The organism is Marinagarivorans sp. (assembly GCF_982758155.1).
Map to the genome: position 1 here is coordinate 1 of NZ_CEXWTU010000128.1, position 13,677 is coordinate 13,677.

Here is a 13,677-nt window from a genome sequence, read left to right on the forward strand (position 1 = left end):
CCCCTTTAAGCGCCTCGATAAGAAAGCCGCTTCGATAACCGCTCCACGACATTATTGCTCCTGCAATGTCTAATAAGGGGCTCCTGCCCCGATGCGTTATTCTAATAACCTGCTTCCCTGCAGGCCCTCTTCGCCTAATTGGATAAACTATTATTGCCTCGTCCCTTAGTCTCATTACTACAGATTACATTTGTGATTGTAGGTAATTCTCAAGCCCAACGTGCTTGATCAAGCCGAGTTGTTGCTCTAGCCAAAAAGCGTGATCTTTTTCGGTGTCGTCTAACAACTTTTCAAGAATTTCGCGCGTTACAAAATCTTTTTCGGTTTCGCATAAAGCAATGGTGCTTTTCAGTGCTTTGGCGACGGCATACTCTACATCCAAGTCGCTTTGTAGCATGCTGGGTACGTCGCTACCGATGCTCAACCCATCGCGGGTGATCATATCTGGCCTGCCTTGTAGGAATAGAATGCGGGCGATCAGCTCTTTTGCGTGTCCTTTTTCGTCATCAAACTCGTGAGCAATGCGCACGTGTAGCTTCGAAAGCCCCCAATCGGCGTACATTTCTGAATGGATAAAGTACTGATCCATAGCCGCGAGTTCGTAAGCTAATAGCCCATTGAGTGCTTTGATAATGCTGGCATTGGCTTTCATGGTTATTCCCCCTCAGCTATTTGAGATTGCAGGTAATTTTGAATGCCCGTGGTACCGACTAAGTGCTGTTGGGTTTCTAGCCAGTCGAGATATTCTTCTTCGTATTCAAGAATGTCGCTGAGCATCAAGCGGCTAACATAGTCTTGAGCGGACTCACACGTCGCGATAGCCGTTTTGAGTTGAGTGATTTGTTGGGTTTGAAATTTTAAGTCGCATGCCAGCATTTCTTCGGTGTGCTCGCCGATCTGTAGAGCTTCTAGCTTTTGTAAGTTGGGCAGCCCGCCAAGCATTAAAATACGCTCGATGATCTCGTCGGCTTGTTTCATATCCTTAATGGATTTTTTGAAGCTAACGGTGTTGAGGTTTTCAAACCCCCAGTTGCGGTACATGCGGGCATGAAGGAAGTAGCGGTTAATCGAGGTGAGTTCGCCTGTGAGTACGCGGTTAAGCGTCTCAAGTATATTGGGGGCAGCTTGCATGGGAGGCTCCGGCTGGAAGTGTGGGCATAATGGTATGCGTCAAAAGTTGGCCTAAGTTTACTCTTACTTTTCACCGCCTACAAAATTTTAAGCCTATAAAGTGCTTTAAAGCTGGTGTAATGATAATGCTTTTTATTCAGTTTATTTTACCGATTAAGAAAAAGGAGCCGTAGGCTCCTTCGGGAAATAGGCGTTACAGTGGGTTAATGTCGAATAGCAGCTTTACCCAGTATCTGGCCTTCAAACTCATCATCACCTTTGTAGAGCACTTGAATGATGGCGCCTTTAGGTACTGATGTGACTTGCAGGGGAATATCGACTGTGCGTTTGGCGGTGCCTCTAAATAATGCAATGTTATTAGCTTCGCCGATTTTCTGGGCTTTACCTGATTGCGTTTTCATGTAAGCCGAAACATTACCAAAGCTACTAAAGTCTCCGGTGTGCGCTAAGTCGGCCTTGATAATGTCTTTACCTTTTTTATTCTTGGTTAGGGTGATGGCGGTAATGTCTGATTCTGTTTTAATTTTACCTTTTCTAACCAGTACTGGAATCGAGAATGACAAGCGAGGAATGATAATCGCAGACGTACCTTTTACCTCTTTACCATCCATATATTTGCTGAAGTCAACATTATCCTCAGTTACTTTCATCAATAAGTGAGATCGATACTCTCCATCCGCTAAATCTCTTGGCATTTTTACGCGCAATTTAATTTTTTGATATTCGCCAGGTTTAATGGTTACTTTTCTGGGGCTATGACGAATAAAATTACTCGCTGAAAATTCATAGTTGTCGAGTTTTTGGTAAGCCCCGCTCACTTTTTGGGATTTTTCTTCCCATAAAATGCGATATGTTTTAGTCGTGGTCGAATTATTCAGTAAAGTGACCTCTGCGCTTCTGTTGCGCTCATCCATGACGACGCGGGTCGGCTTAATCATTAAACTTGCTTGCACTAAATTGGAAAATCCGCTCAAGGCTAATAATAAAATGATATGACGAATGATGCTATTTGGATGCTTAATCCACACGTTTTTATTCATGTTATTCATTGCGGTCTCTCACATTATCAAATTTACTGATTTCACTAATGAATCGTTATGTTCTTTATTTATAGAGCATAAGTGTCGTTTTTTCACCAGCTGATGACAATATTCATGTTGCCACTGTAATCGCCATCGCCATAGACCGTTGTTGATCCTGTTGTTTTTAAGGTTGCCCCTACAATTAGCAATGCTTCACCGTTGGTATCTGTTACTACGGGTTCAAAGGTGATGTCTTCAATATTAAATGGCTCAGAGAACGCGCGTGTTAGCTGAAAATCGGCAATGGTGATCATTAATGAGGTGAATGTAGGGTATCCGGTCAGCCGGTATTCGCCGCGTTGGCCAAGAGCGATGGGGTAGAGCTTGTTGGTTGCTCTTGGGTTTTGCCCGTTATGGGGTACCCACATAGTGCTAACAACATCGTTAGGGCCAAGCCCAAATTCGCCAAAGGCGAGGGTTTGCTCTTCGGTTATAGCCGAGGATGCACTGGGCGCCCAAAGCGCAAAAAATATCGCGCAGAGGTCGGTAACATGTTTTCGGTGGTTAAATATAGCGCGTGGCACGGTTTTTGGACCTCCTATATAACGAAAAAAGCGGCCGAAGCCGCTTTTCCTGTGCTTTCCTTGCACAGTATAGTTGGGTATTTTGAGTTTTTAATACGCAACTGTTACATCGTAGGTACCTGTATAAACGCCATCGCTATATTGAGCTGTGGCATCCGCGGCGGTAAATGTGCCTCCCACTAAAACGTCACCAGCGCCAGAGGCGTCGAGTGACAAGGTGGCACCATCGGCAGGTGATGTGGTGAGTGTGGTAAATACAATATCGGGAATGGTTGGGCTGCCACTAGAGTGCGAGAGTGCAACCGGTGTTGCGCTTGAGTCTACCGTGACAGTACCAAAAGCGGCGGCCCCAGAAACCGAAACCGTACCCGCTTGTTGGCCGCCTAGCGCAACAAATTTCGAAACGTGTGCAGCGGCATTGGCGCCGTCGCCGGTGGCCGCAGTACCGTTAACGGTACTCACAACCCCAGCGGGGCTAATTGTAATTGTCCCCGCTGTTTCGGATGTATCGTTCGTTACGTCGGCGGTAGTGGCATATACGGTACCTAAGGAAAAGGCCACGGTTTCTGTCACGCTAATGGTACTACTGACTGTAGCGGTAACATCAAAGGCATTTGCACCGGCCGCTAGCAGACTTCCTGCACTTAAAGCTATGAGTGATTTTGTAAACATTTTCATAAAATAATCTCCAATGATTTCTACTATCAGGCGGTGATTGCCTGTGGTTATCCTGAGGTGGTGTTTTAACTCTTCACTTCAGTTTTACCCGTATAGCTGTCTAGCTATGTAATGCTTTTCGGCATGATTTAAATAATCTTTAGAAAAATTTTTACATAATTCCGAAGTTTTTAACATCTCTTGATTCTCAGCCACCAAATGCTTCTATGTATGGTGTTACTACAGCTGAAAATTATAAAGAAGCCTAATTTTGACTATAGCCAAATAATGAGTAATGCCCAGTTGTTATAGAGTAAATGGGTTGTTTTTTATGGAATATACCGATTTAAATTTGATTAGAGCACTTTCGTGAACGGCTCTTTGGCACCTCTTTTGCGTTGAGGTAAATATACTTTATATGTGATGGTATTTTGTCGCGGATTGTCGCGATGAAACCTATGACCTGCGATGGTGACCACTGGTGCAACGTTTAACAATAGTCAGTTTAAGGGTAATGATAGCGGCGCTCTCCCTGCTGGGTGCCGGAATGGTGATGGCCTCAACATTCAATGACGAGAATTTGGCTTTACTGGATATTGTATTTGATAGCCAAAAAATTGGCGATGGTGTTGATGCTTATATTGACGATGGTGATATCTTTATGCCATTAATCGATTTGGTCGACTTGCTTGAAATACGTGTGGATGTTGATAGTAGCGGTGCTAGCGGGGTTGTTTTGGCGGAGGAGGGGGCGTTTTTTCTTGTCCAAAATGATAGTAATGAGTGGAACGTGACACGTAATAATATAACGACCTTGGTTGATGCTTCATTAATTACAGTTTTTGAAGGTTATATTTATATAGAGCGCCGTTTAGCCTTAGATTGGTTTGGTACAGACTTTGAGCTTGATTTTAATGACTCGTACTTGCACTTGCACCCCACTAAGCTTCTCCCGTTTCAAGAAAAATTACTGCGGAAAAAGCGAAAAATCTCTGCCCAAGGTGATTTGGGTGAACCTGAACAGCCAGCCTTAAATTTACCCTATGCAATGGCTGAGATCCCTTCTGTGGATGCACGCATAAACTATTTATCGCGTCGCCATGATGAAAAAGATAACGACGATTTTTCTAGTGTTTTTTATGCGATGCGGACCTATGGTGACTTTCTGGGTATGAGCGCTCAAACGTTTTGGACTGGGCGTAGAGATGAGGGTATTAAAGGGGCTTCCATTTCATTTGATCGGTTTGATAGTACGCGCTCGATGGGTGGGTTTTTAGGGCTGTCTCAGTTTAGTTTTGGTGACTTATCGCACCCCACGCTGCCTTTGGCGCCAGGAAGTTATGGGCGCGGCCTTATTGTAGGTAATGATATTGTTAGTGGAGATAGCAATCGAAATGTTCGTGATATTGAAGGCGATTTCTATCCTGGCTGGGAAGTTGAACTGTATTTAAATAACGCTATTATTGGTTATCAAACTATTGGTGAAGATGGCCATTACCGCTTTGAAGATGTCATACTTTTTCAAGGTAAAAATGAATTTGTCCTTAAATTTTATGGCCCCAGCGGCCAGGTGGAGGAAAAAAGGGAATCTATTAATGTTGGAGCTGAATCAGATAAATCTAATAACTTTTATTATACTCTTTCGGTATCGCAGCCCGATAGGAAAGTCTATGAAATTGGTGACGATGCCGTTAACGCAGAGACTGCGGATGATCTGTATCAGGCTTCTTTTATCACACGATATACCATTGGAAGTCTATTCAGTATTCAGGCAGGGGCTCAGGAGACGGGAGGTGAAAAGTATCGGGATGATAGCGTGCCGCGTGCCGAAGAGAGTGACGACCTTGATGATGAAAATATTCGTCGTCAGTACTATAGTTTAGAGTTGCAAGCTAATTTAAGCGCACATACCGTATCGGCAACTGCGGCTAAACAAAATGAGCGTGAGTTAAGTTACCTTTATCGTATAGGGGGTAGTTTTGGCGGAATGGCTTACCGTTTGGATTACAGTGATTTTGGCGAGTTTATAGACCCGCTTGCGGGAGAACCCGTCAAGAATTTTTATGCATTGTCGTTAAGCCGGCGGTTTAAGCGTGGGTCGGCTGTATTAAGGATGAACCGCTCAGAAAAAGATTCACAATATTCCGATGAATATAGGTTAGGGGTTTCGGGCAGTGCTTATCGGTTTAATTGGAGTAATGGGTTAATTTATGAAAGTACGGTTTATTCTCAGGCGTTAAAGGATAAAGATTCTGGTGAGGAGCTTGACGATGCTGAGTCTCTCTCGGGTGCCTTTATTCTTAGTACATCGCTTTCATCGTTTATTGCGCGATTAACGACATCTTATGATGTTATTCCAGAAAATAAATTGTCTAAATTAAACCTTTCTACCTCTTACCGTTTATATCCTAAAGCCAATGTTAATTTTGATTATTCTCACAGCTTAATCACCGATAGCAACCAGTATCGCGTTGGGATGAATTGGCAGTTGAGCCATTTTCAAATTACCCCCTCTGTAATATATAACGATGACGGTCAGTGGCAAGGTCAGGTTCAGTTATCCACGTCGTTAGGTAAAAGAACCGGTCGGTTAGGCTCGTATTATAACTTGGCTTCGGATCCCTCTATGTCAAAAGGTGCCGTGCGCGCCCGTTTATTTGAAGACCAAAATTTTGATGGTGAATATCAACTGGGTGAACCTTTATTGAGCGGTGGCGAAATACAGGCGGTACAGGCTAGGCGAAAGGGGCGCTCGAATAAGGCTGGTGTGGCTTGGTTGGATGCTATGCAGCCGTGGACGCCAACGGACGTTATTGTCGATAGTAATACCTTAGATGCTGGTGCAATGGCGCTAACACGTAAACCTTTTTCTTTATCATCACGCCCAGGGAAAGTGATTGAGCTCGACTTACCCTTTACGCGAGTTGGAGATTTTGATGGCAGTGTTTATGACTTGATAGACGGCATACATAGCCCTGTTCGCGGTGTTGTGGTAGTAGTGGTTAATGAGGCGGGGGAAAAACTATCACAACAAATGACGGATACTGACGGTTATTTTGATTTTTCAAAGTTATTACCTGGTAAGTATACGCTTGAAGTTGAAGGTGCAATTTTATTAAGTGTGAAACCTGAGGTTATTACTATTTCGCCAAGTGGCAATTATGTTGCGGGCGTTGAAGTGATTGTTCAGCGGATATTTTCTGATGGCGAAGATGGCGGAGATAACGAATTGCTTCCGTTGCTGAATGAATCGTCGAGTATATCCGGCATTAAAGTGAGTAAGGCACCCATTATTGTTCCGAATGGCGGCATTGCTCCGCCGGCATTTGGTAATCCTGCGCCAATACCTGAAGCTATAACGGTGATTGATGAGCCTGTGAAAAATATTGTCAGTGACGGTGATGTGTCGGATGTCGTTAGTGCTAATCCTGATGCGCTGCTACAACCTAAAAAATTAGTCGTAGCTGCAGTTCCAGAACCGGTAATCGAAAAATTAAATAACGCAATGAATGTTGTCTCGGTACCGTCTTCACGCTGGTCTCTTCAGGCGGGTAGTTTTTCTAATCGTATTATTGCTGATGGCTTTGCCAATAAATTAAAGGGTGCTGGTTATCAATCAAAAATAACCCCAGTCGTTATCAAGCAAAAAAACTATTATCGCGTTTTTGCTGTTGGGTTTAATAATAAGCGCAGTGCGGCTGACGAAAAAACAGTGTTTGATCGGCAGTTTGGTGTTAAATCCCTCATTGTTAAACAGTAATTTTTATAGTGTCTATTTATATTTTTGGTGTTGAGGAGGAGGTATGAAGTATGTTTTTACTTGCACGCTTATTGTTTTGTTTTTTGGTTATGCCAATAGTGGCGTTTGTGATGTGTCGGAAGAAAGTACGCAAGAATTACAATTTAAACTGAATAGTATTGAACATGAGTTAAAGTCTCGTGGCGCTACATTGAAGAAGAAACAGGAAAGAATAAAAAAGGCTGAGTCGCAGTTCACTAAGATAATTAATAAAAACTCGTGGCGCAATGCTGTTATGGGGTCTGTGCTGGCGGCGGCCGTCACTGCCCACCCCGCCGGCCTCCTGGTTGGCGGTATAGCCGGGAGTTTGGTGGGTAAATCCAAAAAGTATGATAAAGCAGAGGAACAGCTCGCGGCAATTGAGTATGAAATTATTGTTGATGAGGATAATTTTTTAACCGAAGGGGAGGTTCGCTTGGCGAACTTTGCGGGTGAAGAAATTGATAGAGATCTGTTGGATGACGAGACTAAGATACGTGAACAAATGCTGGCAGTGGCTCCTGATAATATTTCTCATGAAGCGGGGGGGGGGGCGGATTTTCCCGAAGAAGATATTACGGCGATGGACGATGTTGATTTTGATCGACCGTCTGCATCACCGGCAGCTACAACACGGCCTGAAGTAATGCCAATGATTAATGTGGCTGGCGCTAAAGCTGCGCAGGCTAATAATATAACGCAATCCGTTGCGGGGCAGCAAAACGGTGGGCGGATGGAGCTTGAGTCTTGTTATGGGCGTAACGCAGAAACAGCCGCCCAAAAACGCAAACGCTTACCCCATTGTTTTTACATGATGTATTAAAGCTGGAGGTTAAAGTGCTTGCTCTTGTGCTCATAAAATACGCGCCACAACAAAAAATACTGTTGAAGCGGTTGTTGCTACTAATACTCGGTGTCTGTCTTTTTGCTTGCTTATTAAGTTGCGGAAGCCTAATGAGTAAATCTTCTTTGGATGCTTTTTTAGATGGCGATGCTTATGCTGAAAAATCGGTTGTTAAAAAGGAAAAAAAAGTCACTAAAGAGAGTGCAAGCATTGAGCAGCCTGATAACGATTTGTATGGTTTTAACAGTAACGGGGTAGCAGGCCCCGCTTCGGAGCCGCTCGAGCCTGCGCCAGCTATGGATGAAGTGTCTGAAATTATATTGGAAGAAGCAGAAGCGCGTTGTTTAGCTGATAACAATCCAAGCTTTGCTTATCGAAAGCGTGTGGCAGTGCTACCTATGGCGCTACAAAGTCGGCAGCATGCTGTGGATATTCCTTATGTCGAACGTGAATATCCTCAAGTATTGGTGGAGCGTTTGGGTGATGCTGGGTTGTTAGCGCGCGATGCAACAGCCTACCATCGTATACAAGCACATTCCCAGCAATCTCGTTTGCAGTCTCCATTTACGTCGGATCAAATTCGCGATACGGCTAGCCGTTTAAATGCTCAGTTTTTAGTGACGGGTCGCTTAGTGGACCTATCATTTGATAAATCTAAAACCCATGCGATAGATTTGGTGACGGGATTTAAACCCTGGAAAACTTTAGCACGGCAAACCTATGAAGGGGCAACGGGTAGTTATCGCCGCCAATTAAATATTGATGTCAGTGTTTATGACGGCCCCAGTGGCGCGCTTATTAAGCGCAAACGCTACCGCGGTGCAGCTAATCACCCGGTAACGGCTCGGCGTAATTATGGTTTAGAGAGTAATATTTTTTGGCAGTCTGACTACGGCGAGCTTATGGCCGATATTCTAGATCAGCAAACTGAAATGATTTCTCGAGCGTTAGAGTGCTTGCCTATGCGGGCACAGATATCACGAGTTGACGATGATGTTATTGAAATAAATGCTGGGGTTGATTCTTATTTAATGCCTGGAGATCGGTTGCGTATTTTTCATCGTGAACCTGCCGGCCGAGATCCGATGGGGGTGCCTAAGCACCGTTGGAAATATTATGGCGGCGTTACCATTATGGGGGTTTTCCCGCTCAAATCGATTGCTGTGCTCGATGAAGATTTAACGCCAGATGTCATTAAGCTAGGGGATATTGTTCAGGCTTGGTAAGCTTGGAGCCTAAATAGGCTTTGCTGTAACAATATAGCGTAACGGTCCGCCGGGGTTAATGCCGTTAAATGGGTAGCAGGTGATTAATTTTAGCTCGTCGCTATGACTATCGATAAACCATTTCTCTTCGTCACTGTTTTTTATTTCTTGATTAATCACTTCATAGTTTCGCCATTCACCGCGCTTATTCTGCACTTGCAGGGTGTTGCCCTGTTTTATATTTTGAAGAAAACTAAAGTGCGTATCTCTGTGGCCACTCAATACAATGGTTCCGTGTTCTGTAGGCATTGCTGTGCCATCGATATGCCCTGGCCCGAAAGCTAATGAATTGCCTTGTGAGCCCGCGAGCACATAAAAGTCAATATTGTATTCCGGTACTATTAAGTGGGCAATTGGCCATGTGTCTGCCCAGGGCCAGGGCTTTACGTGGGTATTGTTGGTGTCTTTTAATGTTTCTTCCCATGCATCTTTAATCAGATGTTGCGATAATGTGGCTTTACTTTTTATCCAGATACTACTACCAAAAGCAAAGAGTGATGTGCATAAAAAAGCACCCGAGGCGAGCGTTGCTAACTTGCGAGAAATAGGCCTGCGGTAGTGATTGCCATAGGATGATGTTAATGGCGCGGTGCTGGATATCATGGTTATGGCTCATTGCGAATTGCGTGCATTAATAAATAGCCCATAAAACAGAAAATGCCTAACCACCAACATAAATTAGACCAAGTTCCTGTTTTGGGGTAAGGCACTTGCTGTAATTTTTGGCCTTGGGGTTGGGCGTTTTTAATGTGTTTGACGCTTGTTTTTTCTGCGCTAGGTTTCGATATTTCTTCTTCGATAGCGATAAAGCTGGTGAAACGGCTGACGAGTTGATGCTCAAGTGCTGTTTCTAATATTTTTGTGCGAAGGCTGTTGTTATCGAGTTGGCCGGTTATACCTTTGTCTTCCAGTTGCTCGATTTTTTGGCGCGCCCATAAGCTAGCAATACCGGAACTCTGCTCTAAAGGCACGTTTGTGGATGGGGTGATGGTTTTCTGCCATGGACCGCTAGCGGATTCCCCGCTAATACTAATGGTTGTGTTTTCGTGCGTTAGCTTGGCGCTGACGATTAAAGCTTCGCCAGCATATAGCTCAGTCACTTTCTCTGGGTATTGTTCTGCATTCGCCCCCCAGTCAATATTGATATCTTTGTGTGTCGTGTTATTAAGTTTTTGAAATAAGGCGGCCATTTTTATTCCTACTTCATCAATGTTTCCTATGTGTGTATAACTCCCGCGCCCAAACTGAGCGGCTTTACGCATAAAAAAACTATTGGGGGCCGAGCCGATACCTACAGTGAAAAGGCGTGCGTTATTGAGTTGTGTATTAATGGAATGAAAGAGTGTTTTTTCATTACTAACAGCGCCGTCGGTAATGAAAATAATTTGTTGTAAACGTTCAGTTGACTCGCTGTGGTTAAAGGCTTCCTGTAAGGCGGGTAACATTTCTGTGCCTCCGCTAGCGTTTAAATTCTTTATCCAGTGTTTGGCGTAATGCAAAGATGTTGAGTTGGCGGCGGTGTAATCATCGTATAGCGATTGGCTTGTCGAGTTAAATTCAATAATGTTAAAACGGTCTTGGGGCGTAAGTTGCTCTATTGCGAGAATTAGGCTGCGCTTGGCTTGTTTGATGGAGCTTCCACCCATAGAGCCGGATGTATCAATAATGAAGATGATGTCGCGTGCCAGTCGATTTTTTCGAGTGAGTTGAGTGGGCGGTACGAGCATTACCATGGCGTAGTGTTGGCCGTTAATAACTTCTTTAAATAGGGCGGCTGTAGGTGCGTTGCTATTGCTGGGCTCCCATTGCAAAACAAAGTCTCTATCCATGGTTTCTTTTTTATGGCGCAGGGTAATGCTGTGTTTTTCATTTTCTTTTTTAATCGTAATGTCGTGATACAGCGCATCTATTTGCTTTAGCGGTAAGCCGCTGTTAAGTACGATATCGAGAGTAAATGAGTTGATGTTCGGCGTGCTACTGGCGGTTTGCGACCATCCCGACGGGCTGATTGAATAGTCTAGGGCAGCTAGTGATGGTTCAGCCTCGGTGGAGGGGGTGTTACTACTGGGGTTGTAGCGAGGTGTTATTGTTGTGGGCAGGCGCCATTCAAAAGTTCCTTGCTGGTAATTGATGGGCTGTAGGTAGCGCAGGGTGATGCGTATGGTTTCGTGCGGTGCAATATTGGCGACATGCTGTGAAAATAGGTTTGGGCGCTGTTGCTGCGTTAGCGCGGCACTTTTACCGGCTTTTTTAGCCTCGCGATACATTTTTTTCGCTATTTCTTTTTCGTGGATTTTCCCTTCGATGATGCGCTCGCCAATGCGCATTGTCATCTGGTTGACGCTTGCGTTATCGGGCAGTGGAAAACGGTAATGGCCTTCAAGCCATTGCTCTGTAGGGTTGCTGAATTCTTGGGTGTAAATAACCTCGGCGAGTAAACCGTTAATAGTCGCATCAATATGGGTTGTAATATGCGGTGCGTAAAATGTTTCGCCGTCTGTTGGTGAGAATAAAAACTCACCACTTTGAATGGGGTCGGCGGCAGCCATGGCTTTATTTTGAAAGGTGAGGGACGCGCCCAGTAACACAATAATGGCCAATACTAATTGCCCAATAGTGCGGTATCTGCCGTTTTGAGTCTTAGATGAATAAGCTGGATCAATAAATATGGGGTGAAGAAAGCGTTGTGTGGTTCGCATGGGAATAACCTAAGTCGCGATGAGTTAAGGTTATTTCAGCAAATTGATCGGGCAAACTTTGGTATGGAATGGGATGAATAACAGAGCAATTGTGGCGAAATATGGCAGGCATTTAGGCCACCTGTTATTGAGACGGCCTGAGGCGGCGGTACCTAATCAAAAGCACCTAGCTAAAAGTGTGCTCGATGCTTGGAAAGGTGCCGCTTTTAACGTCAGTGACATACTTACTAAGTGCGCTTGGAATATCGGGTGTTTCAAGCAGGAAATTTTTGCTGAATTTCGGCGGCTTGGGTGTAAGCCCTAAAATATCGTTAATCACCAAAACTTGGGCGTCGGTATCTTTGCCAGCGCCAATACCTATCACGGGAATAGATAGGCGTTGTGTGATGCTGTTGGCGAGTTCACAGGGGACGCATTCAAGCACCAGCATGTCGGCCCCGGCGTGCTCTAAAGCAACAGCGTCGGCCATCAATATTTCGGCTTGTTCTTGTGTGCGGCCTTGAACCCTAAAGCCACCGAGTTTATTAACCGATTGCGGTGTTAAGCCTAGGTGGGCGCAAACGGGAATGCCGCGCTCGGCCAGCATAGTGACGGTGGGGGCAAGCCACGCACCGCCTTCAATTTTTACCACGTGAGCACCGGCTTGCATAATACGCATAGCGTTGTGCATGGCTTGATCGGTGGTGGCGTAGGACATAAAAGGCATGTCGCCCAGAATCAGGGATTTTTTGTTGCCGCGCGCTACGGCTTCTACATGGTAAAGCATGTGCTCCATGGTGACGGGGAGGGTTGAATCGTAACCGAGTACCGTCATCCCTAAGCTATCGCCAACCAGAACGGTTTCTACGCCCGACTGTTCGGCCATAGCGGCCATGGGGGCATCGTAGAGGGCAACGCAGGCGAATTTCTCTTGCTGGCCTTTAAGCTTTTGTAGCGTAAGAATTGTAATGGGTTTGATGAGGGGTTCGCTGCAGTAGGCCATGGTGGCATCCTTTAGGGTCGTGCGCCGCGCGCCGGGTAGGGAGATTAAATACCGGCGGGGCAGTAGGGGTTATGAAGTGGGGGTATGTCGGCAGATGCCATGGGTATCGCACTGTTGGGCAAGTTGTGAGATGGTTTTTTGATTCGGTAATATAAGGTCGGGTTGGATGTCGTTTAGCGGCAGTATTACAAAGTTGCGCGCTTCCAGATAGGGGTGCGGAACGGTTAAGCGCTCACTGGTTATGATGTCGTTGTCCCACAGTAATATATCTAAATCGAGCGTGCGCGGCCCCCAATGTTCTTTGCGAACCCGGCGGTGCGATTGCTCTATAGCCTGAAGTGCATCAAGTAACGATAGGGGGGTAAGGCTAGTACTTAGCTTGGCCACGCCATTGATGTAGTCCGGCTGTGCGGGCCCTACAGCAACACTTTGGTACCAGGACGAGCATGAGACGACTTGAGTCTGTGGAATTTCATTCAGCTCAACAATGGCCGTGCTCACTTGTTGCAGTGGCGACTCCAAGTTGCTACCCAGGCCAATGTAGGCTGTGTGCATCATTCCGCGGGCGGAGCCTTTTTAGGGCGTCGGCGGCGAGGGCGCTTTTGGGTGTCGTTGGGTGTTTGTTCTTTGAGGGCTTCAAGTAGCTCCAGCTGGCGAGCTTCATCAACATCTTGAAATTCAGTCCACCACCGGCCTGCACCGTTGTGATTCTCGC

The 13,677-nt window shown here is 45.4% G+C and carries 12 protein-coding genes and 1 pseudogene; 3 read left to right on the forward strand and 10 right to left on the reverse strand.

The features are described from left to right. Positions 1-184: 184 nt before the first annotated feature. The 5 genes from bfr (AC3A8L_RS13435) to AC3A8L_RS13455 all read right to left on the reverse strand — a co-directional run bounded on the left by bfr (AC3A8L_RS13435) (position 185) and on the right by AC3A8L_RS13455 (position 3,415). The gene (gene bfr / locus AC3A8L_RS13435; protein WP_487962778.1) at positions 185-652 is read right to left on the reverse strand and encodes a bacterioferritin; all 468 of its coding nucleotides are present in this window, start codon (positions 650-652) and stop codon (positions 185-187) included. Between the two features lie 2 nt (positions 653-654). Then, the gene (gene bfr / locus AC3A8L_RS13440) at positions 655-1,131 is read right to left on the reverse strand and encodes a bacterioferritin (protein ID WP_487962779.1); all 477 of its coding nucleotides are present in this window, start codon (positions 1,129-1,131) and stop codon (positions 655-657) included. Between the two features lie 203 nt (positions 1,132-1,334). Next, positions 1,335-2,180: a fimbrial biogenesis chaperone gene (locus AC3A8L_RS13445; protein ID WP_487962780.1), complete on the reverse strand. Its 846-nt coding sequence runs from the start codon at positions 2,178-2,180 to the stop codon at positions 1,335-1,337. A gap of 83 nt (positions 2,181-2,263) precedes the next feature. Further along, positions 2,264-2,737: a DUF4402 domain-containing protein gene (locus tag AC3A8L_RS13450; RefSeq protein ID WP_487962781.1), complete on the reverse strand. Its 474-nt coding sequence runs from the start codon at positions 2,735-2,737 to the stop codon at positions 2,264-2,266. Between the two features lie 90 nt (positions 2,738-2,827). Further along, positions 2,828-3,415, reverse strand: coding sequence for a DUF4402 domain-containing protein (locus AC3A8L_RS13455; RefSeq protein WP_487962782.1), 588 nt, complete (start codon positions 3,413-3,415; stop codon positions 2,828-2,830). Positions 3,416-3,875: 460 nt separating this feature from the next. On the opposite strand from AC3A8L_RS13455, the gene AC3A8L_RS13460 reads away from it, so the two are divergent. The 3 genes from AC3A8L_RS13460 to AC3A8L_RS13470 all read left to right on the forward strand — a co-directional run bounded on the left by AC3A8L_RS13460 (position 3,876) and on the right by AC3A8L_RS13470 (position 9,242). Further along, positions 3,876-7,154 carry an SPOR domain-containing protein gene (locus AC3A8L_RS13460; protein ID WP_487962783.1) on the forward strand — a complete coding sequence of 1,093 codons (3,279 nt, stop codon included), beginning with the start codon at positions 3,876-3,878 and terminating at the stop codon, positions 7,152-7,154. 43 nt (positions 7,155-7,197) lie between these two features. Beyond that, positions 7,198-7,995, forward strand: a complete 798-nt coding sequence (locus tag AC3A8L_RS13465) for a hypothetical protein (protein ID WP_487962784.1) — start codon at positions 7,198-7,200, stop codon at positions 7,993-7,995. A gap of 131 nt (positions 7,996-8,126) precedes the next feature. After that, complete coding sequence (locus AC3A8L_RS13470; protein ID WP_487962785.1) at positions 8,127-9,242, forward strand: flagella assembly protein FlgT middle domain-containing protein; 1,116 nt, start codon at positions 8,127-8,129, stop codon at positions 9,240-9,242. A gap of 9 nt (positions 9,243-9,251) precedes the next feature. Here the strand turns inward: AC3A8L_RS13470 and AC3A8L_RS13475 are convergent, their stop codons facing one another. The 5 genes and pseudogenes from AC3A8L_RS13475 to AC3A8L_RS13495 all read right to left on the reverse strand — a co-directional run. Continuing rightward, positions 9,252-9,884, reverse strand: coding sequence for a class GN sortase (locus tag AC3A8L_RS13475; RefSeq protein ID WP_487962786.1), 633 nt, complete (start codon positions 9,882-9,884; stop codon positions 9,252-9,254). Positions 9,885-9,886: 2 nt separating this feature from the next. Further along, positions 9,887-11,980, reverse strand: coding sequence for a marine proteobacterial sortase target protein (locus AC3A8L_RS13480; RefSeq protein ID WP_487962787.1), 2,094 nt, complete (start codon positions 11,978-11,980; stop codon positions 9,887-9,889). A gap of 166 nt (positions 11,981-12,146) precedes the next feature. Continuing rightward, complete coding sequence (gene panB, locus AC3A8L_RS13485) at positions 12,147-12,962, reverse strand: 3-methyl-2-oxobutanoate hydroxymethyltransferase (protein WP_487962788.1); 816 nt, start codon at positions 12,960-12,962, stop codon at positions 12,147-12,149. 69 nt (positions 12,963-13,031) lie between these two features. After that, positions 13,032-13,517, reverse strand: coding sequence for a 2-amino-4-hydroxy-6-hydroxymethyldihydropteridine diphosphokinase (folK, locus tag AC3A8L_RS13490; RefSeq protein ID WP_487962789.1), 486 nt, complete (start codon positions 13,515-13,517; stop codon positions 13,032-13,034). Beyond that, positions 13,517-13,677: pseudogene (locus AC3A8L_RS13495) on the reverse strand (polynucleotide adenylyltransferase PcnB); the annotation flags it as partial. The gene folK and the pseudogene AC3A8L_RS13495, both read right to left, overlap by 1 nt.

What these genes read in the sequence shown, in the direction of transcription:
- bfr (WP_487962778.1), bottom strand. Translation starts at nt 652, where the DNA reads ATGAAAGCCAATGCCAGCATTATCAAAGCACTCAATGGGCTATTAGCT.
- bfr (WP_487962779.1), bottom strand. Translation starts at nt 1,131, where the DNA reads ATGCAAGCTGCCCCCAATATACTTGAGACGCTTAACCGCGTACTCACA.
- AC3A8L_RS13445 (WP_487962780.1), bottom strand. Translation starts at nt 2,180, where the DNA reads ATGAATAACATGAATAAAAACGTGTGGATTAAGCATCCAAATAGCATC.
- AC3A8L_RS13455 (WP_487962782.1), bottom strand. Translation starts at nt 3,415, where the DNA reads ATGAAAATGTTTACAAAATCACTCATAGCTTTAAGTGCAGGAAGTCTG.
- AC3A8L_RS13465 (WP_487962784.1), top strand. Translation starts at nt 7,198, where the DNA reads ATGAAGTATGTTTTTACTTGCACGCTTATTGTTTTGTTTTTTGGTTAT.
- AC3A8L_RS13470 (WP_487962785.1), top strand. Translation starts at nt 8,127, where the DNA reads ATGAGTAAATCTTCTTTGGATGCTTTTTTAGATGGCGATGCTTATGCT.
- AC3A8L_RS13475 (WP_487962786.1), bottom strand. Translation starts at nt 9,884, where the DNA reads ATGATATCCAGCACCGCGCCATTAACATCATCCTATGGCAATCACTAC.
- AC3A8L_RS13480 (WP_487962787.1), bottom strand. Translation starts at nt 11,980, where the DNA reads ATGCGAACCACACAACGCTTTCTTCACCCCATATTTATTGATCCAGCT.
- panB (WP_487962788.1), bottom strand. Translation starts at nt 12,962, where the DNA reads ATGGCCTACTGCAGCGAACCCCTCATCAAACCCATTACAATTCTTACG.
- folK (WP_487962789.1), bottom strand. Translation starts at nt 13,517, where the DNA reads ATGCACACAGCCTACATTGGCCTGGGTAGCAACTTGGAGTCGCCACTG.